Origin of the sequence: Pseudovibrio sp. Ad46, from assembly GCF_001623065.1 — a bacterium.
Lineage (GTDB): Bacteria > Pseudomonadota > Alphaproteobacteria > Rhizobiales > Stappiaceae > Pseudovibrio.
Window position 1 is genome coordinate 1 of sequence record NZ_LMCG01000069.1, and the last position, 18,451, is coordinate 18,451.

Sequence of the window (18,451 nt, forward strand, 5' to 3'; positions counted from 1 at the left end):
GACAGGACGCTTATGTGCGCCTTGCTGCTTTCGATCAGCGCACCACACCAGAGCTGGGCGCAGCTGTGCTCAACGTCTCTCCAGATCTGACCCGCGATGAGGTCACCGGCGAGCCGTTCTATCTGGCACGCCTGAAGATCCTGGAAAGCGAAATGCCGAAGCTGAACGGCCAGACCCTCGTCCCGGGCATGCCCGTCGAAGGCTTCATCCAAACCGGCGAACGCACCGTCCTCTCCTACTTCATAAAACCAATGCAAGACCAAATCGCTCATGCATTGAAAGAGAAGTAAGGCGGATATACAGAAAATAGCTGGAACATACAGAGAGAAGGCAATCAGTTTATAGGCATCTGGTCAAACACTAAAAGAGGATTTGGAGCTGCTCCCTTCCAGCTCCTTGTCTTCTAAATATCGATCTTCTCTGAAAGCGAGAGTGCATCCTCAAGATCGATACCTAGGTATCTGACAGTACTGTCCATCTTAGTGTGGCCAAGAAGAAGCTGCACTGCACGAAGATTACCTGTCTTCTTGTAGATCTGCGCAACTTTGGTTCTACGCATTGAGTGTGTGCCGTAAGAACTTGGTTCTAGCCCGATTGATAAAACCCACTCTTTCAGCATTCGACCATACTGTCGCGTCGAAATGTGCGGCCTGTCATGAAACCGACCAGGCCATAAATACTCTGACCCGATCATTTCTGGACTGTCTATCCATTTTGACAAGGCTGATCTGGTTCCTTCCATGAGTTCGAACTGAACAGGCTTACCGGTCTTACTCTGTATTATTGAAGTGCGCTCTTTCACTCGTCCTGCAGTAAAGACATCGACAACCTTAAGACGTACAAGGTCACACCCTCTGAGTTTGCTATCGATTGCTGTGTTGAACAAAGCTAGCTCACGTACTTTGCCTGCAAGCTCAAGGCGAACACGAATGGCCCAAACGTGCTTTGGTAGCAAAGGGCGCTTTTGCCCGACAATCCTGCCACGATTCCAGGCTGGTTTTACTGGTCGGATCATAGGAAGGTTTGTAATGGTCATAACAGCTCCTCCATGCCATCCCTCAACCACCACATCGAACCGATTTTACTGCATGTAGATGACGGTTTTGAGATCTAGATCTACAGACGTGGCAGAGTAGTAATATGCTCTGAGGATGAGCTTAGACTTCAATGAGCAAACGACATCTGTTTTGAACGTCAAAGTCTTTAGCTAGTTGGCATTGCTATGAAGTGGGCCACAAACGAACCTTAGGCCTATTCAATCTTTGGTTGAGACAGGCTCGCTTTGGTGATGAGGAGTTTTGTGTTTTGCAAGCTGGTATTGGAGAAAATTGCGTTTGAAAACTCTCCTAGAAAGCATGTCGGATCGTACCGCACAGAACAAGATCTAGATAAGCGCAATGTGTCGCCGTGAAACTACATTAAGAACGCTGATGTGCTTTCTCCGAATAATCAAAACTATTTCTTCACTTTCTTGCGCGTGAAAGTTTCTTTCAACTTCTCCCGTTTTGATTTGAACAAGTCCTGCAAAGCGGCGAGGGCTTTTTCGACGTTAGCAACATCTCCGCGAGCTTCTTTCACTCTGTCCGCTTTAATTGATGCCTGAATGTGGGAGAGGCCTTGCCGTGCTTTTTCGTGCTGCGCTTGGAACAGATTAAGCTTCTTCTGTGATTTGAGCGTATTCTGTTTCTCACTCAGTTGCTTAAGGGTTTCTACCGAAATACTGTAAAACTCTTTAAGACGCTCAAACTCCTGAGCGGTAAAACGGCCGAGTTTGTAAAGCTTCTTTCCTTTATCAATACGGGTTTGGCCCTTAAGAAGCAGTTTCTCGCAGCCGGTGAAATCTCTGTTGATCAAACATATCTGGAGGTCTTTGATGATCTCGCTCAGTTCACTCACAAGCTGTTCAAAGGTTTCTCGTTCATAAGGGTCCTTAAACTCATTGACCTGATCACTCATAGTCGTGAGTTCATCTCGCAACGTACCAATCCGGCTGGCAAATATTGTCGTCTTCTGATCTTCCGTTTCCGCTGCTGCTTCCGGATTTCTCGCTGCAACTGCTTTGATTTCATCCAGACTGGTTTTCATCACCTGAATTTGAACATCGATCACCTCAAAGCTGCGTCCGGGGTCTACCGCTTTGCCGGTCTCAAGAGAGGTAAGTGTCTCTTCTGCTGCGTTATAGGCGGTATCAAGTTGCTTCAAGTGCTTCCTAGCCACTGGATCTGCTTCAGCGATGTGCTCAACCTCATTGCGAAGATGATAGACAGAGAGCAACTCTTGTCTGGCCTTCGCAATCCGCGCAATCAACTTGTCGCTTTCTGAAGGCTCTACTTTTTTCTCTTCCGGCTCAAGGCCCAGATCACCATTCAGTGTGAGAATAGCCTCCATTAAATCCAGCGTGCTCTCGATGTCATCCAGATGGGTGTCACAATCGAGCTGAGTTGACGTCTCTACCATCTGCGAGGCTGTTTTCAGCAAGTTGTTCGCGAGCTTATCACTCTCCATGAATTTTTTCAGCTCAGTTTCATTGCCAAGCAGACTGTCAGCACGACTGCCCAGCAGAGAATACCGAGTGCTCAGATCTGTGACATTGAGGGAATATTGACTTCGTAGATCCTGTAGGCCGGTAAGGACACCCTCAACTGCAGTGTTAAGCTCAGAAATCGCGCCCTCAATCGCATCGACCTGAAGTTTTGCAACCTCCACATCACGATTCATGACTGCCGTCTTCAAGCCAGTCACCGCTGCCGTTCCCTTACTGTGAGCCGCTTCTGTTTCCGTTAGATCCACACCCCAGTCCACAGCCTCATTCAGCTTTGCAATGCCGATATCAAATCGAGATTGGTGATAGGAAATGCTATCCTTCAAAGACTTCAATAGATTCTCTTTGATCTCCTCAGAGGTCTTAAAGATCTTTTGCATCAATGTGAGCCCGGCTTTTGCTTCTGTCATGAAGACCTTCAGTTGAGGCAATATCTCGAAAGCCTGAACGTCATCTTGGTCAGCTAAACCCTCTGCTTTATCAAGGCTTTGCAGAGTAGATTGATGCGCCGCATTCATGTCGGAAATCTTCTCGGGCATCAGATTAGGAGACCAGATGAGATTGGCTCTCTCAATACCTTCCCGAAGGCGCTTCATATCATTGAGAATCCTGATCACTTTCCGCTCTTCCTGATCAAAGATCGGAGGATCGAGAACTTCTGTCTTTCCGCCATCCACAGACTTGGTTGATTTTGTTTTGAAAATGCTCTGCAACTGCCCATAAAGCGTATACGCGCTTGTTAGAGCAAGCTGTAGATCTGGAATGACTTCATCTTCATCCTCAGTATCCCGTTCAGCGATATCCAGTGCATCTGCCGTAAGCTGTTTTGCTTCTTTCAGGATGCCATCGAACTCAACCAGAACCTCATTCTCCAGCGTTGTACGCCACTTGGCCTCGGCCTCATTCAACCCTTTTTGAAGCTTCGCCAAATTGGCAAGCAACTTCACAAGCGTTTTTTGAGAGGTATCGTCATCTCTAACCAGGGCTTCAGAGACATTTAAGTCCGCCGGATCTTCTGGCTGAGGCACTGAGGCAGGTTCATAACTCTCTGGCGTTGCCTTCTTGCCTTTTCTCAAACCTTTAGGTTTAACAAAACAGGCCTCCATATTGGCCAGAGCCAGAGGCAGCTGCGCCAGAATTTCTCTTGCGTCTTTAACACGCCCAGCATTTAGCAGTGCTTCTGCTTCAAAAACAATTTCACCTGCAGCTGTGTTGTAACTGAGAAAATCTGCCGCCTGCCTATCATAGGCAATTTCCCGGCGGCGCTCATAAAGCGCTGCGATTTTGGACTGAGCCTCAACAATATCCGCCATGAACAGATTAACTTTGGCAGATGTGTCTACCCCTCGCTCAAAGGCAACCACCATGCCATCCAAGGCAATCTGAGCATTTTCCTTATGATCGGCGGCTTCCTCCACTTTGTTCGCACCAATGGCTTCATCTGCATCATCAAGGAACTGCTTTGTCTTTTGTGAAAAGTTCTCGAATATCTTGAGTTCTTCATTATCGGTGAAGTCACCAGTATGTGCGGCTAACTTGTCATAATCCGCACGCAACATTGCGATCTTCTTGGCCAGCTTCCCAGCTGCTCCACCTTGGTCCTGCTCTGGCGTGAACTGCACAAAGTCCTGTACACGAAACATCAAGTTGTTAAGGGGCCGACGCGCTTGCGTAATCTGCCCGTCAGCCGCAACAAGTTCTCCAGCTTGTACATGGTGTTCTGCGGTTTTGACAAAAAAGTCAAAGTCCGTCATTTGCTTGGAGAAGCGCTTGAAGGATCTTTGATATTGCTCATTTTCTTGAGCAAGAGCCTGTAACTCAGGAAAAAGGTCGTAAGCAGGCTTTGCAGCGATTTTGAGTTGCTCAACTTGGTCAAAGGCTATGTTTGTTGCAGAAACGGTCTCCTGCCGGATTTCCTCCAGTTTCTTAAGACTGCTTCTGGCCTTATCATTCTTTGCAGCTGCATTCTGGTTTTCACCATGAATAAGGTCAGTTTGTGCGTTTTTCGTCAAAGACATAACATTTTTGAACTCATGCTCAAATTGCTTAACGTTGGATCCACCGGCCTCGACTTTACTTTTGTCTTTGAAAATTTGCTCGGCTTGCCGACGGATTGTCGTCGTTTCTTTGAAAAGTAGTTTTTGCTCAGGATCTTTCAGCTTCGTTTCATCAATACTATCATCCGTTTCGTCACCCAGATCCGGATTTAAGATTTTACGCAAGACAAATCGCTGCATATTCGCTTGATGATCTTCCGCTTCTGTAATGAACTTTTCGACACCAACATAGTCTGCCTTTTGAACTGCTGAGTTCGCCTGACTGAGCGCTTTCTGAGCTGCTTCATGCTCCACATCAAACCATTTTAAGAACAACTTTGAATCTTCAACCACGCCTCTGTTTTCAGCCGTTTTGCTCACATCCCGTTCAACAAGTGACAGCTTGAGCATAGTCGCGTTCAGACGCGAGTCTGCGTCCCGCTTACCTGCCCGCACGGCTGCTGCCAGATCATTTTTACGTGATTGAGTGCGGTCCAGCGCCTCCTCAGCCATTTCTGGTTTTGGAATATTGATACCCGTATTGACGTCACGAAGCGCTTCTCGCGCGATTGCATAGGCTTTGTCAACCTCATCAACATTGACGTCAGATTTTACTAGGGCAGTGCGCTCACCATAAAGGATCTCCAACTCTGAGTTGAGTTTAGCAGACTGGGCACGCAAGCCTGTAAGGATCTCATCCATTGATTTGTTGGCTTTATGTGCCAGAAGCTCAACATCCCCATAAAGAGTGTAGGCCTCTAGAATGCCAGCCTCAAGTTTCTCGACTTTCCCTTCATCAGCTCCCTTGGAGGAAAGAGCTGAGTGTTGCGCACCGAGTACATGTACAAAATCAGAGAACTTGGTTTTTACGTTTTCAAACTGGGCTTTATATGGGCCATTGGGAACAGTTTCGCCGAGCTTGTCGGCATGTCCTATTTTGGGTACCAGCCTCGTAATTTCTGTCGCTAGAACATTACGTTTATCTGTCCAGCTTGCTTCTTCTTCGAGGTCAAACAGTGGAATTTCGTAGAACACGTCACCATCTGCGTCATCTCCATTCTCAACGGTCTGAGATGATGGTTCCGGCTCCTTGGGAGATCCTTTGGCATTGATCTCCTGCATCATTCCAATGATCCAGGCCTCTACTTGTGGATCCTGAGACTCATTTTCCTGATCTTCAAACCTAACCTTACCCATCAAGACACTCCATCCAGTCACTCGAAATGGTCTTATGACTTTATTTTCTATCGAGTATGAGTGCCTTTGTAGTAAATCTACTACACCTGTCTTGTTATTGGTGAATACATTACAGTAATTTCATGAGTTTTTTTCTTTACTTGTGCTAAAATTTTCTTTGTCTTGTTGCATTGGGTGGTTGCACAGGCTCAGGACTCTGATGCCTTTTCATTTTGTGCCAAGTTATAAGGTTATCTCGATGCAGATGATTAGGCCTTTTAGGTTTATATCATTCAGCACAGACAATAGTTTGATACTCAGGCAAAACAGCAGTTCAACTTGAATACGGTATCTTCGCTCATCTGACGATCTGATTCCGGAGTAATTTAACGCGGGTGGGAGTTGTATGACATCAGAAACAGTGGCGGAAATGGGCAAAAATACTATTCTAGTGCTAGCTGCTAGATTGGCCAGTTCCAGACTGTATAATATCGACCTAAAGTTGAGAACTCTCACCGATAGAGATTACATCGAGTCAAATCGAATGGCAGCTAATGGTCAAACAAGTCTTGCTGAGCAGATGACGGAATTACATCTGGTAATTCCTGTGCATCTGCTCGAGCACTTCCAGTGGAGGTGTTACTATCTGTCGTATCTGCATAACGGAGAATGCACTGTTTACGCGCCGCTTTACCGAAGTTATTCAGGGTAAATGACGGCAACTCTTTGTACCCATTAATATATAGTGCGAAACATTTGCAAATCAAGAATGGTGGGCAAGGCAAAACCTTAGTATTGCTATCTCTAGCAAGGAGATACCATATGAGCAGCTGTACTAACAATTTTACTGATCTTGGTCCGACACCAATTCTAGGGTCAAACCGTTTCAGAATTTGGTCTGAGAATGTTAGTGCATATTTTATTATTGACGTCGCGATGCCAAATCCGATGTTTTTTAATAATGGTCCTGTGCCAGTAATGTTCGTGACCGATGGCAACATATGCTTTGGTGCTGCGTCGACTTTACTGAACTCGCTGGCAATGGAGCCAGATGGGCCTCCACCACACTGCATTGTTGGCATCGGGTATGATGTTTCTGGGAGAGGTGAAAAAGCAGAACACCTAGCAATTCGCACACGTGATCTTTCCCCATGTGAAGACAAGCGATTTGAAGCCATGATGCGCCGCGCACCAGCACCGTTTACTTGGCAAGATGAAATTCAGGCAGGTGGCGCAACTTCCTTCTTAGCTTTTGTTCTAGAGGAACTATCTCCATGGCTTGCTAGTCGTTTCGATTTAGATCTGACCCAAACCACGCTAACGGGTATTTCCATGGGAGGACTATTCGTACTCAATACGGCCTTTGCTCAGCCAGAAGCATTTCAACGATATGTGGCTATTAGCCCAGCCATCTGGTGGGCTGATAGCTTTCTCATTGCGCTAGAAGAGCAAACGAGTACGAAAAGGCAGAATGTCAAAATGGATATATTCATGGCCGTAGGTGAGCTTGAGGAAGCTGCTGACGCACATGCTAAAATGGTATCCAATCTCGTTAAACTGGTGGACCAGATGGATTCCCGCTCAATTTCTGGGCTAAGATTGAACCACAAAATCTTAAAAGGAGAATCTCATATGAGTGTTTTCAGTCCAGCTTTTAGTCGGGCCTGTCGTGCTCTATTTGCAGGCCAAAATCGCAATGAAAGTTGGGCCAACCTTTGAAACTGGTATCAACGATCTAAATTTGCTCCTCCTGTAGAGAAGTCATTCGGTTAATTGGGGTCGGCTAGCTAGAGAGGAAATTCAACGGAAAAATCTAGCTTTCCTCTCTCTATAGTAAGTCGAACCAGAATAACCTAGAGTTGAAACATCGGGCTGCTTGGCTGTCTCCAACAGCAGGCTGAATGGCCGGTGTTGGTCATGAGCGACTTGCTGCATACGCCAAGGCAGATTGTATGGCGTATGACTACAATGGGCTCTTCAGCATGAAAGTTTTTTGCTCTCCTACAGCAGCCAGTACAGCAAAGCTGTTTATGTACTGACTGATAACATACCAAGACACGGAGGCTACTCGCATTGTACGCCAGCACCATTACTCGTGCTGTAGCTTAACCGAAATTGCTTCGCAACTTTGCTATGAGCACATGGCTCCGCAGACATATCGAGAGGACGTCCAGCCCGCATCGGCTGGTGCTCAGGGCTCTTATGTACTTGTAGCGAACTGAGACCATCACGATTTGGGGCTCAGCTCGCTTAAGACTGTAAATCAGGGGAATCTCAAGCGGATACAGCTACTCGTTTTGCCTGATAAAACTACAAGACGCGTCCGCATCAAGTTCTTTAGCAAGTGCACACAACCAGTTTACTTGGCAATTTCGATCCTCTTTATAGTTATCGCCAGTGTCTACTCCAGTGTCACTAATAATAAATCCGTTGGAGGTAAATGAGCCTTGCAAATCCTCAAAGGCATAACTGACACGGGCCAATGTACTTGAAAGGGAGGCAATAGAACTCCCATTCACTGATCCTGTCAGCTTTGTATACCCACCGTCATTAAACAAGGGCTCCATCGCCTTTTTTAGCTCGTAAGCGAAAGTTGCTTCATCCGTTAAGTATGACCATTGACAAACGTCAGAAAGTTCGAGCGGTTGAAAATCTGCGTGCAATGACTTCCAGGTCCCATAAAGAAACTCCTCAAGGATGAAGTGACAATCTTTACTTGGATTTTCTGCATCGTGTTGAGCACACACGAACGGATTAACTCGGCTATGATCTGTTGGATAAAAATTAACAAGCTGACCCCGAAAGTCTCGCTCTAATACGTTGTAATCTTGGATCTGAGCCTGCATCTCATAAAGGCAACTTAAGGGGGTGTTCCCTTGGTTAATGCAGGTCTTGATGACCAAAGCTGGCTTGGGGATCAGGAAAGCTGCTTTAAAGTTACCTTCTCCAAGAAAGGTGCTTGGATTGATGAAGTAAGATTGCTCGTATGCTTCGAGCTCAGATAGATGATCATAATGCGCAGCATTTTGCGCGGTTACTGAACTTGGATCTATGTAGGACATAACCGCTACAAGAGCCAATAGTGTTGATTTCTTCATTCTTCTTCTCTGTTTTCATAGCTACATGTGAAGAAGACGCTATCCATTCAAATGAGTGAGCTAACTGATTTTGCCTTGATTAATGAGCGATGAAGGCAAAGCGCTGATTCCACTAGGGCTACAACCAGAGAAATAGGTAATTAGTCTCTTGAACTCTCTAAAGTTGATCATTGCAGCATTAGAGTAAAACCCATAACATATAATTGGTTGCATTTACCGCAGGCAGTGAACTCAACATCAAAATCAACCATCTGTAGCAGCTATTAACGCAACGTGATGGACTGGTAATATTTGAAAAAGGGACATTTCAGCATGCCGATTCCAACATCCCGCAGCGAGTTGCTTAACGCAATCGAAGTGAATTTTACAAAACTTTTCAAAGACCTTGAAACTGTCCCCGATGCGTTATGCAGAGAGGCGACCCTGGAAGGGCACGCAAAGGGCACGATGATGAATGTACACAATCTAGTCAGCTATTTGGTTGGCTGGAACCATTTAGTCCTGAAATGGCTTGATCTTGATGCCAAAGATGCACCGATCGATTTTCCGGAAACTGGGTTTCAATGGAACCAACTTGGCCTGCTCGCTCAGAAATTTTACTCAGATTATGAAGACGTCGCCTTCGATCAGCTTTTGAAAGATTTTAAAGGCGCTAAGCAAGAGATTATCGATTTCATTTCCGATCAGACAGACGAGCGCCTCTATGGGGCAAATTGGTATGAGAAATACACTTTAGGGCGTATGATCCAATTCAATACCTCATCTCCCTATGCCAACGCCCGCACACGGCTACGCAAATGGAAACGAGCAAACGGCATCACATGATCACGAGTATCAACGACCAGCTTTCAAAGTTCGCTGTTTCCCATTTTCAATCCAAGAAAACCCCGTTTGCCTTTTTTGCTGAGATCCCAGAGACATGCGAAACAGACGAGCTTAAGAACTACCTAAGCCCGGAGGAATGCGCTCGGGCAGCACGCTTTTACTTTCGCACCGATCACGACAGTTTTGTCGTTGCCCACGCGATCAAGCGACTCGCGCTCGGAGCCATGACGTGCCAAACGCCCTCTGACGTTCCGCTCGCCATCGGGTCGCATGGGAAACCCAAACTTATTCATGCATGTGATGAAGGCCCCATTCAATTCAGTCTCTCGCATACGAAAGGAGTTGTCGCTTTTGCTGTCGCGTTCCAGGCCCCTATCGGTGTCGATGTTGAGTGTGTCAATCTCAATATAGATACCGCAAACCTAGCCAAGACATTTTTGGCCTCGCAAGATACCGATCTCCTTAATAGTGTGGCAGACACTGAGCGACAGGAAACCTTCTTTCAGCTTTGGACTGCGAAAGAGGCATACATCAAAGGTATCGGACTAGGTATGAGCCATCCTTTAAAGAGCTTTTTCGTTGAAGCTCTGGATCATAAGAGCCGTATTTGTGACAGCCAAACAGGTGCGTCACTCAACTGGATCACACAAAGCTGCCAACCTACGCCTAAGCACTACATGTCATCTGCTATAGAAAGCCAGAGCGCAAGCGATGACCAAGTCACGTTTCTGGAACTACCGTTCCAGATGATTGGCTAGCAAAAGCGCGATATCGCCTCTTTAGGCATTGCCTCAGGAAGTCTCCCGTAACCCCTCATCAACTGCCGAAAGGACGGTGTTTACTGAGGCTATTGTGTCGTCCAACCGATCTTCTACAAAGAAATGCCCAGTATCTTGCAGAACCTTGTGCTGGAACCCGTATGGTGCATGAACTTGCCACTCTGTAAGGCACTCTGGTGTGGCCAACTTGTCTAAATCTCCGGACAGGATTGTCACGGGACACGGCAATTTGCGCGTATTTCCCGGGTACACATAGGTTTCGTAAAGCCGGTAATCCGCCCGAATGATAGGCAGGAACATTTCCATCAAAGATGGATTACTCAGGACGTCGATTGATGTTCCGCCAAGCGCAAATATTTTTTCCATAAAACGATCATTGGGCAAAGTATGGACAACCTCTTCGTCATGTGCGCTATGAGGTGGGCGGCATGCCGAAAAGAACAAGTGTGACGGCGGCTCAATCTCTCCTTTTGCAAGAATCTTCTGGGTTAGTTCAAACGTCAAAAGGCCACCGACCGAATGGCCAAAAATCACGTAAGAAGATGACTTTCGTTCCTTTACAAGTTTCTCATAAAGGTCACTCACAGCTTCCTCCACGGATTGATAGAGAGGTTCACGCATCCGCATGCCCCGCCCTGCTAATTCCAATGGGACAAGCCGCGTTCCTTCATTCAGCTTCGGACGCCATTTGTAATAGGTCGTCGCAGAACTTCCTGAATAAGGAATACAAAACAAATCAATAGGCATCATCGCGTTTTCCTATCTAAGCGTAGTGCTCTGCCAGGTGCCGAGGAACCGGAACAAGGCTGCAAGTGCGACTGCGCACCAAAGCAGAATAATTGTCGGTGCCAAACTCAATGGCCCCCATTCAAACAAGACTGACAAGGGAAGCATGTAGAACAGCATGGATGGAAGAACGAGGGCCAGGCCAGTCGCCAATCCGACCCAAAGCGCCAATGAAAAGCCGCTCTTTAAAACCCCTATCCGAGTAGAGATGCGTTTTTCTTTAAAGATGCAAAAACATCGATAGAGGCATAAAGCCAATGAGACAAAGACAACAACTAATGCGAGCGCAGACAAGCCCATTGCGTAGCGGTCAATTGTCTTAAAAAACTCGCTGCTATGTCCAAAATTCCCAGTCTCTAGATAAAAGAGGATAGAACGACAAGACTCTGCGACCAAGTTTGAGTTGAGGTTTGCAAGAACAACAATGACAGTATCATTGTCGGGTTTTATGTCGATACAGGATGAAAATGTTGGATTAGCTCCGGCGTGATAATACTCTGTCCCCCATGTGTTGAATACAAACCATCCAGTACCATAGAAGGATCCGTAGGTCGGTGATGGCGCAACGCTCATGTTGGGCTTTAATGATTGAGCAAAGGCAGTGTCCAACTCAGAAGCTGGTTTCTTAGCAGCTGTTAAAATGGCCTCTGCCCACAGTCTCATATCAGACAAGTTTGAGTGGATGTAACCGGCGGGTGCATGACCAATGTGAAGTGGTGCTTCCACACGGGCAGCTTGGCCATAGCGTAACTTGTGCCCATCACTCTTTGTCTGTGGAGCTGCAGTTCCGTCAGGGATCCAAGTCTTGTGCAAATCCAAAGGCTCTAGGATCTCGCTTTTGATCAGCGTAGCAAACGACTTTTGGGTCACTTCCTCGATGATCAGCGCTAGAACTGTGTAGTTTAGGGTTGCATAAGAAAATGCAGTCCCTGGTTCGAACACCAATGAATCGTCGACTAAGCTCCGAACGATCTTCTCTGCACTGTCAGAGTTTCCACTTCTAACATGCTCGATTGTACCAAATGCCAAACCAGAGGTATGATACATTAGGTCGCGGACACGAGGTTCAACACCATTATAGGATGGCGTAAACCAAGGCAGATATGACTGCACACTACGATTTGGATCAAGGACGCCGCGCGCAATATACAGTTGGGCTAATGCACCCGTGAAGGCTTTGCTGTTTGACCCGATCTCAAAGATGGTCTCCGGCCCCACAGGAACAGAGTTGTCAAGATCTTGCACGCCTTTAAAGATAGTCCATTGACCGTTTGGGCTGGAGACATAGACAGCTAGCCCTGGAATGGCGCCATCCCGCATCAATGCATCCAATTGTTCCTCAAGATACGCCCGTGATTGTGTGTGCTCCTGCTGCACCGCGTTAGCAGGCATTGGCAGAAACGCAGCGGTTAACGCACTAATGAGTGCGAAATGCACAGCAATCAAAATTTTTCGCCCAGTATTCATTTCACATCCGTTCCTTGATCAGCTGCAACTGAGCTGCGAATGAGGGGCACTCATAGATGTCCGCAATCTCTAAGTGGACATCCAGCTCGCGGCACAAGGTTTCGACAAAGTTCGCGATTGTTAGCGAGGTGGCTCCGTGTTCAAAGATTATGTCATCATCGATCGCTGCCTTGATGCTAAACACCTCGTGCCAGAGACGTTGAAGATTTTGTTTCAAGGAGAGCTCTAGGTCCTCTCCATCTATCTCTTCGACCAGTATCTTTGCGGCAGGAATCTCATAATGCGTATTGATCAGTTCCGGTACTGGTAGGGCGGGGCAAAAGCCGCTTTTTGCAACAGGAGCACGAAGTTTGATTGCGCCGTTGCTCCAAAGAAATGCCCGCAAACGCTCTAAGCTATCACCTGACAAGGCACTAAATGAATGAAACGCAAGTTTGTTGCCTGAGGCGGAAAAATCGTGATGCGCTTCGCTAAAAGCCCCTGGCGAACCAACTTCGATAAAGATTGCGTTCTGATTTAACGCTGCCGCAATGAGCCCATTCAAGTAAGACGGAACGCCAATTTTGCCATTCCAATCCAGTGAGTTCAGTACTCGCACCGGACCCTGATCAGTACGAACACCGCGGACATTGAGGAAGCTTCTAACGTACCCATCAATGTCAATATCGCCTTCTTTGTCTGGTAAACCTTCCAGCATTTCCACGGTTTGGTCTCCTGAAAGCACACCAGCAAAAAGCAAAGCGGCAATCCAACCAGTTCCATCACCAGCAAGTGCTGCAATAGGTCCGACTTCAGTCGCTACTCGCGTTGCCTTGGCACACTGGCTCACAACAGAAAGAACCCTTTGTGAAAGCAATGATGGAGATCTTAGGTCTACAGAAACTATAGATTTCCAGTGCGCAATGGCCTTTGCATATCCCTCGTCGACTTCGAGATCCAAAAGATCTGTAGCCGCCTGTTCCGAACCTGAAAACAAAAGATATGGTTCGACGAGATCCTTAGCTTCACTAAAGTTGAGGCCATCCTTCAATGTGTCGTGAGAATTCAAAAGCGTGCAGTGCTCCACGACCACGGCGGCACGAACAGGATAGTCTTCGCGGTGATGATAAAGGCACCGCGCCATGTCATCAGCCCATACCGGGCCAATCGTTTCAAGACGTCGCCCAATATCTTCAATCAAGCGATCCAACCCTGTTTGAGTTCGAGCACTAAAAGGCAAGATGATTGAGCCCCCCACCGTATCCGGTCTTTCTTCAGCGTCGGATGTCATAGGCGGCCAGCTTGCCAGAACCGTGTGAGCGTTTGTTCCGCCTAAACCGAAAGAGCTCAGCCCCGCAAACCTCTGCCGGGTCTTAGGCAACTCAGCAAGATTCTGGTTCACTCCAAATCCAGATTCCTTATTAGAGATTTCAGGTAATGATTGCGGACAGTTGAGCTGAGGCGGCAGCAGGCTTGTCCGTAAACTCAGGCTTACCTTGATAAGGCCAGCCAACCCAGAGGCAACACCAAGGTGACCAATATTGGCCTTTACAGAGCTCAAGTAGCAGGGCTGTGAGTTGTGTTCGCGCATCTTGTGAACATCTTGAAGCGCTTGCACTTCGATCTTATCACCCAGGTTCGTCCCGGTGCCGTGGCACTCAATAAAATCAAGCTGACGACTATCAACCGAGGCTGTACTTAGAGCTTTTGAAACAACCGCCTTCTGCCCGTCAACCGATGGTACCGCATAGCCCATCCGACGCTCTGCGTCGTTGTTGACTGCCGATCCCTTTATCACAGCATAGATATCACTTTGATCCGACACAGCATCTTCAAGTCGTTTCAGAACCACGGTGCAAACGCCATTCGTATACACCGTGCCATCAGCGGTGGTCGAAAACGGTTTGCAATGGCCATCATTCGAAGTCAGAGCCCCTTCGGTGACATCATACGAGCCATTTTGCCAAAGACTAACAGTGGCAGCCGTAACCAATGCCACATCACACTGTCCAGAAATCAATGACTCGCAAGCTAGATGGACCGACACCAGCGAACTGGAACAAGCGTTTTGAACCGAAATGACAGGTCCACTCAACCCAAGTTTATACGCAATAAACGGACCAAGGTGATCGCCGTCATTCGCGATCTGGGATTGCAAGGCAGACATCCCACCCTTTTGGATAACAGCAGGATAAACACGCTCAAGCAAATAAGTATTGCTGTACTTGCTGGCAAAAAGGCCAATGGTCGGATGGTCGCCTTCCTTCATCACAAGGGGACTCTTTGCATGGGGCACATTCGCTCGTGTCAAGGCATCGTAACAAGACTCGAGCGCCAACCGATGTTGTGGATCCGTCAGCTTTGCATCCAATGGCGACACATTGAAGAACTCAGCATCAAACCCATAAAGATCATCGATCATATTATCGAGCAGTATGCGCTTGACGACCGGAGTGTCAGAATGCGCAATCTCTGTCGAAGACACCGGGGCAAATCTTGGCGACGTTAACTCGACACCCTTAAGCAGCGCGTCCCAAAGCGCTTCCACCGAGCGAGCACCAGGAAACTTTCCGCTCATTCCGACAATTGCTACGTCGAAAGGAGAGATATCACCTGTCGGATCATTCATCTTTTTTCATCCTACTCCAGAAGATCGGCCACAGTTGCTCAATGCCCTGATTGGGCAGTGAGCAACTGCAACTGTCACGCTTTGCGTAACGCGATATGAAGCGGAGTTCGGATCGCCAGCCATGCTGGCAAAAGGCCCGATAGCAGACCAATCGCCAAGGCCATTGCTATGCCCTGCGCCACAATAATCGGAGTAACATTGAACCGGAACACCAGCTGGCTGAATGCTTCGCCATTCATCGTAGAAAACAAGAAGCCATCAACAATGAGATAAGAGACTCCGACCCCTATCAGTCCGCCAATCAGCGAAACCAGGATCGCCTCCAAAAGAACAGCCAGTGACATTGCCCCATCTGTGAAACCAAGCGCGCGCAACGTTGCAATCTCCGTCATTCGCGTTGAGATAGATGCATATGTTGCATTCAACGCTGCAAAGATCGCACCAACCATCATCAACATAGCCAAGGGATCCACCGTCTTTTGCACCAAGGTGATGAGCCCACTGCCATGCGATGAAAAGTAGTCCGTTTCTCGCTCGACTTGGAGATCAAACCGAGGATCCCCTTGGATCGCTGCTTTGTAGCTGTCGAAAACTGCTGGTGAGGTCAGTTTAACCCGCAACGATTGAAGCGTATCTTGGTGTTGGAACACTGCTTGCATCGTTTGCAAGTCAGCCCAAATCTCAGACTCATAAACATTTCCACCATCATCAAACAATCCAACGACAGTCCAGTTAGCGCCCTGAATGTTCACAGTGTTCCCGAGTTCCAAACCGGCGAACTGTCCGGAGGCTGCTGTACCAACAACAATCTCTGTGGTGCCACGTGTAAACATTCGACCTGCTGACAACACAAAATCTGGATGAAGTGCGGTTTCTTCATGTTCGATACCACGCATAGGAACGTTCACAGCTTGACCATTCTTTTTGGCCAGCTCCACGACAAGGTAGAATTGCCCCGAAGCCAACTTGGTATCCCCTTCTGAGGCGATCTCAGGATGCGCCAGCATTGCTGGTAGATCAGATACGTTAAGGACGCTGTTCACTTCAGACAAAGCGCCAGAACGCATGATGACCGCAACATCCTCTTGGCCGGTTCTACTCATAGTCTTACTGAAACCTGCTAGCATCGAGAGAACAGATATGAATAAAAAAACCACACTGGCCACACAAAAGATGGCAACGAATACGCCCGAAAGTCGTGTTAACGTGCTTTTTAAGCCGTTCGCGACCAACGTAATGACTTGGTATACCATTGGGTTATCTCCGGCTCAGGGTTTTCACGATGGGCGTGTTGGACAGCTCAAACATCGGCAAGATTGCAGCGAGAAGGCCAACGCCAGCAGAGATCATCAAACCAAATGCTAAGTCGCCAAATCCGATCGTCACTTCAGGGATGAGTTCTGTGAAGACCACCTTGAGACGCCCTGCAAAGAGCATGGCCATCACGATGCCCAGCACAGCACCGATGAGAACAGTGAAGAAAGATTCCAATGCAATCCAAGTGGATATCCAGGGTACACGGAACCCCATAGTTTGAAGCACGGCAAAATCTCTTTGGCGCTCCCTAGCAGATTGCGTGATGGTTGACGCACATACAATCAAGAGTGTTGCCACAACAGTCCCCATGACCATCTTCAAAACCAGACCGATATCGGCATACTGGTTTGAAAAAGATTCAAGGAATGACTGTTCGGTTGCTGTCTTCGTTTCCGATTCAGAGTTGGCAAAAAGAGCATCAATCTCAGCTGCTATCGCCAGTTGCTCTTTCGTATCACTGGGTTCTACTTTGATTGAAAACCAACCTGCACTGTAGTTGCCATAGCTTCTGGTTTCATCGAACCCATCGTGATGGATCAGAAATAAGTTGGTTTCAGTGTTGGTGTCTTCGCCTTCAAAGATTGCCAGAATTTCAAAGTCCCACACATTGGTGTCATGCTTGGTCCGCCAGATGTTGGAATGTATCTGCACTCTGTCACCAAGCTGCCAGCCTTGCTGGTCAGCCATCGCACGGCCGACAGCCGCACCAGATATGTTAGATAAGAATGCTGACTTCTGTTCATCTGCAAAGACCAGTTCATCAAAGATCTCAATGTACTTTTGCGCATCAACGGCAAAGACAGTCACTGGGTTTCGCTCATCTTGATAGTAGCCCCCATACCACGTTGCGTGGGTGACCATGGTGACGCCGTCCAGTTGAGCTATTTGATCGCCATAGTGAATAGGCATCGTGTTTGTCATCGAAACTTTGTGATTTGTGATCAAACGCTTGGTTTGAGACAAATCGCGTCCACCGGAGAACGCATTGTCGATGGCGTCAGCAAGACCAAAGATTGCAAAAGCAAAGGAAATGGTCATCATGACAAGTATTGTTCTAAGCGGTTTGCGAAGCATAGATTGCCACGTCATTTTTAGGAGCAAAGGCATTGTGTCCTCCTGCTACGCTGGTTCGGCGATGCGTGTGAAACGATCAGCTTTGTCAAAGTGAATGATGCGTGACGCGCGTTGGGCAACACGTGGGTCATGCGTCACCATCACGATCGTCTTGTTGTGGCTTTCGCTCAACGCAGAGAGCAAATCCATGATCTCATCTGCAGTCTTCTGATCGAGGTCGCCCGTCGGTTCATCGCACAGCAAAATTGCCGGATCGGACACGATGCTTCGTGCGATCGCTACACGTTGTTCTTGCCCGCCAGAAAGCTGGCTCGGTTTGAACTTTGCCTTCTCACTCAATCCCACAATGTTTAGAGCCAGCGCTACTCGCTCACTCTTCTCTTTGCTACTCAATCTTGTCAGCTGCAACGGTAACGCCACGTTGTCTTCAGCATTCAGGAAGGGAAGCAGATTGTAGAACTGGAAAATAAACCCGATGGTCTGCGAACGGAATTTCGCCAGTTCCTTCTTGGATGCGGAGCCTAGATCAAGCCCGTCCACCACAACGGATCCGGCATCTGGTGAATCGATACCACCAATCAAATTGAGCAGAGTGGTTTTGCCAGATCCTGAAGGCCCCATGACGGCAACAAATTCACCTTCTTTGATACTCAGATCGAGATCCTGGAAAATGTGGGTCTCAACCTGGCCCTGCTCAAAGTGTTTGGACAGGTTTTGAATTCGAATATTTGTCTTCGTCATGT

At 47.6% G+C, this 18,451-nt stretch carries 12 protein-coding genes and 1 pseudogene; 4 read left to right on the forward strand and 9 right to left on the reverse strand.

Translation table 11 applies throughout. The features are described 5' to 3' along the window. A pseudogene (locus PsAD46_RS18360) lies at positions 1-290 on the forward strand (HlyD family type I secretion periplasmic adaptor subunit); the annotation flags it as partial. Positions 291-403: 113 nt separating this feature from the next. Here the strand turns inward: PsAD46_RS18360 and PsAD46_RS18365 are convergent. After that, positions 404-1,036 carry a tyrosine-type recombinase/integrase gene (locus tag PsAD46_RS18365; RefSeq protein WP_063286833.1) on the reverse strand — a complete coding sequence of 211 codons (633 nt, stop codon included), beginning with the start codon at positions 1,034-1,036 and terminating at the stop codon, positions 404-406. 419 nt (positions 1,037-1,455) lie between these two features. Beyond that, positions 1,456-5,775 carry a hypothetical protein gene (locus PsAD46_RS18370; protein WP_063292619.1) on the reverse strand — a complete coding sequence of 1,440 codons (4,320 nt, stop codon included), beginning with the start codon at positions 5,773-5,775 and terminating at the stop codon, positions 1,456-1,458. An 801-nt stretch (positions 5,776-6,576) separates the two neighbouring features. Between PsAD46_RS18370 and PsAD46_RS18380 the strand changes: the two genes are divergently transcribed. Beyond that, positions 6,577-7,473 (forward strand): alpha/beta hydrolase-fold protein, encoded by an 897-nt coding sequence (locus PsAD46_RS18380; protein WP_193776969.1) that lies wholly within the window; start codon positions 6,577-6,579, stop codon positions 7,471-7,473. A gap of 569 nt (positions 7,474-8,042) precedes the next feature. Here the strand turns inward: PsAD46_RS18380 and PsAD46_RS18385 are convergent. Continuing rightward, entirely contained in the window at positions 8,043-8,852 is an 810-nt protein-coding gene (locus tag PsAD46_RS18385; protein ID WP_057460799.1) for a hypothetical protein, read from the reverse strand. A 312-nt stretch (positions 8,853-9,164) separates the two neighbouring features. On the opposite strand from PsAD46_RS18385, the gene PsAD46_RS18390 reads away from it, so the two are divergent. Both PsAD46_RS18390 and PsAD46_RS18395 read left to right on the forward strand, forming a co-directional pair. Continuing rightward, entirely contained in the window at positions 9,165-9,677 is a 513-nt protein-coding gene (locus PsAD46_RS18390) for a ClbS/DfsB family four-helix bundle protein (RefSeq protein ID WP_057460798.1), read from the forward strand. Then, complete coding sequence (locus PsAD46_RS18395; protein WP_082596425.1) at positions 9,650-10,435, forward strand: 4'-phosphopantetheinyl transferase superfamily protein; 786 nt, start codon at positions 9,650-9,652, stop codon at positions 10,433-10,435. The genes PsAD46_RS18390 and PsAD46_RS18395 overlap by 28 nt, the downstream gene beginning before the upstream one ends. A gap of 33 nt (positions 10,436-10,468) precedes the next feature. On the opposite strand, the gene PsAD46_RS18400 is transcribed toward PsAD46_RS18395, so the two are convergent. The 6 genes from PsAD46_RS18400 to PsAD46_RS18425 form a co-directional block, all read right to left on the reverse strand. Beyond that, positions 10,469-11,206 carry an alpha/beta fold hydrolase gene (locus PsAD46_RS18400; RefSeq protein ID WP_057460796.1) on the reverse strand — a complete coding sequence of 246 codons (738 nt, stop codon included), beginning with the start codon at positions 11,204-11,206 and terminating at the stop codon, positions 10,469-10,471. A gap of 9 nt (positions 11,207-11,215) precedes the next feature. Continuing rightward, positions 11,216-12,709 carry a serine hydrolase domain-containing protein gene (locus PsAD46_RS18405; RefSeq protein ID WP_057460795.1) on the reverse strand — a complete coding sequence of 498 codons (1,494 nt, stop codon included), beginning with the start codon at positions 12,707-12,709 and terminating at the stop codon, positions 11,216-11,218. Position 12,710: 1 nt separating this feature from the next. After that, positions 12,711-15,317: a type I polyketide synthase gene (locus tag PsAD46_RS18410; protein WP_063307571.1), complete on the reverse strand. Its 2,607-nt coding sequence runs from the start codon at positions 15,315-15,317 to the stop codon at positions 12,711-12,713. Positions 15,318-15,391: 74 nt separating this feature from the next. Continuing rightward, a complete protein-coding gene (locus PsAD46_RS18415) occupies positions 15,392-16,570 on the reverse strand; it encodes an FtsX-like permease family protein (protein WP_082596423.1) in 1,179 nt (392 codons plus the stop codon). A gap of 4 nt (positions 16,571-16,574) precedes the next feature. After that, a complete protein-coding gene (locus tag PsAD46_RS18420) occupies positions 16,575-17,741 on the reverse strand; it encodes an FtsX-like permease family protein (RefSeq protein ID WP_063307572.1) in 1,167 nt (388 codons plus the stop codon). A 12-nt stretch (positions 17,742-17,753) separates the two neighbouring features. After that, entirely contained in the window at positions 17,754-18,449 is a 696-nt protein-coding gene (locus PsAD46_RS18425; RefSeq protein WP_014285858.1) for an ABC transporter ATP-binding protein, read from the reverse strand. Between the last annotated feature and the right edge of the window lie 2 nt (positions 18,450-18,451).

Coding starts and splice junctions, on each gene's coding strand:
- PsAD46_RS18365 (WP_063286833.1), bottom strand. CDS start 1,036: ATGACCATTACAAACCTTCCTATGATCCGACCAGTAAAACCAGCCTGG.
- PsAD46_RS18370 (WP_063292619.1), bottom strand. CDS start 5,775: ATGGGTAAGGTTAGGTTTGAAGATCAGGAAAATGAGTCTCAGGATCCA.
- PsAD46_RS18380 (WP_193776969.1), top strand. CDS start 6,577: ATGAGCAGCTGTACTAACAATTTTACTGATCTTGGTCCGACACCAATT.
- PsAD46_RS18385 (WP_057460799.1), bottom strand. CDS start 8,852: ATGAAGAAATCAACACTATTGGCTCTTGTAGCGGTTATGTCCTACATA.
- PsAD46_RS18390 (WP_057460798.1), top strand. CDS start 9,165: ATGCCGATTCCAACATCCCGCAGCGAGTTGCTTAACGCAATCGAAGTG.
- PsAD46_RS18395 (WP_082596425.1), top strand. CDS start 9,650: ATGGAAACGAGCAAACGGCATCACATGATCACGAGTATCAACGACCAG.
- PsAD46_RS18400 (WP_057460796.1), bottom strand. CDS start 11,206: ATGATGCCTATTGATTTGTTTTGTATTCCTTATTCAGGAAGTTCTGCG.
- PsAD46_RS18405 (WP_057460795.1), bottom strand. CDS start 12,709: ATGAATACTGGGCGAAAAATTTTGATTGCTGTGCATTTCGCACTCATT.
- PsAD46_RS18410 (WP_063307571.1), bottom strand. CDS start 15,317: ATGAATGATCCGACAGGTGATATCTCTCCTTTCGACGTAGCAATTGTC.
- PsAD46_RS18415 (WP_082596423.1), bottom strand. CDS start 16,570: ATGGTATACCAAGTCATTACGTTGGTCGCGAACGGCTTAAAAAGCACG.
- PsAD46_RS18420 (WP_063307572.1), bottom strand. CDS start 17,741: ATGCCTTTGCTCCTAAAAATGACGTGGCAATCTATGCTTCGCAAACCG.
- PsAD46_RS18425 (WP_014285858.1), bottom strand. CDS start 18,449: ATGACGAAGACAAATATTCGAATTCAAAACCTGTCCAAACACTTTGAG.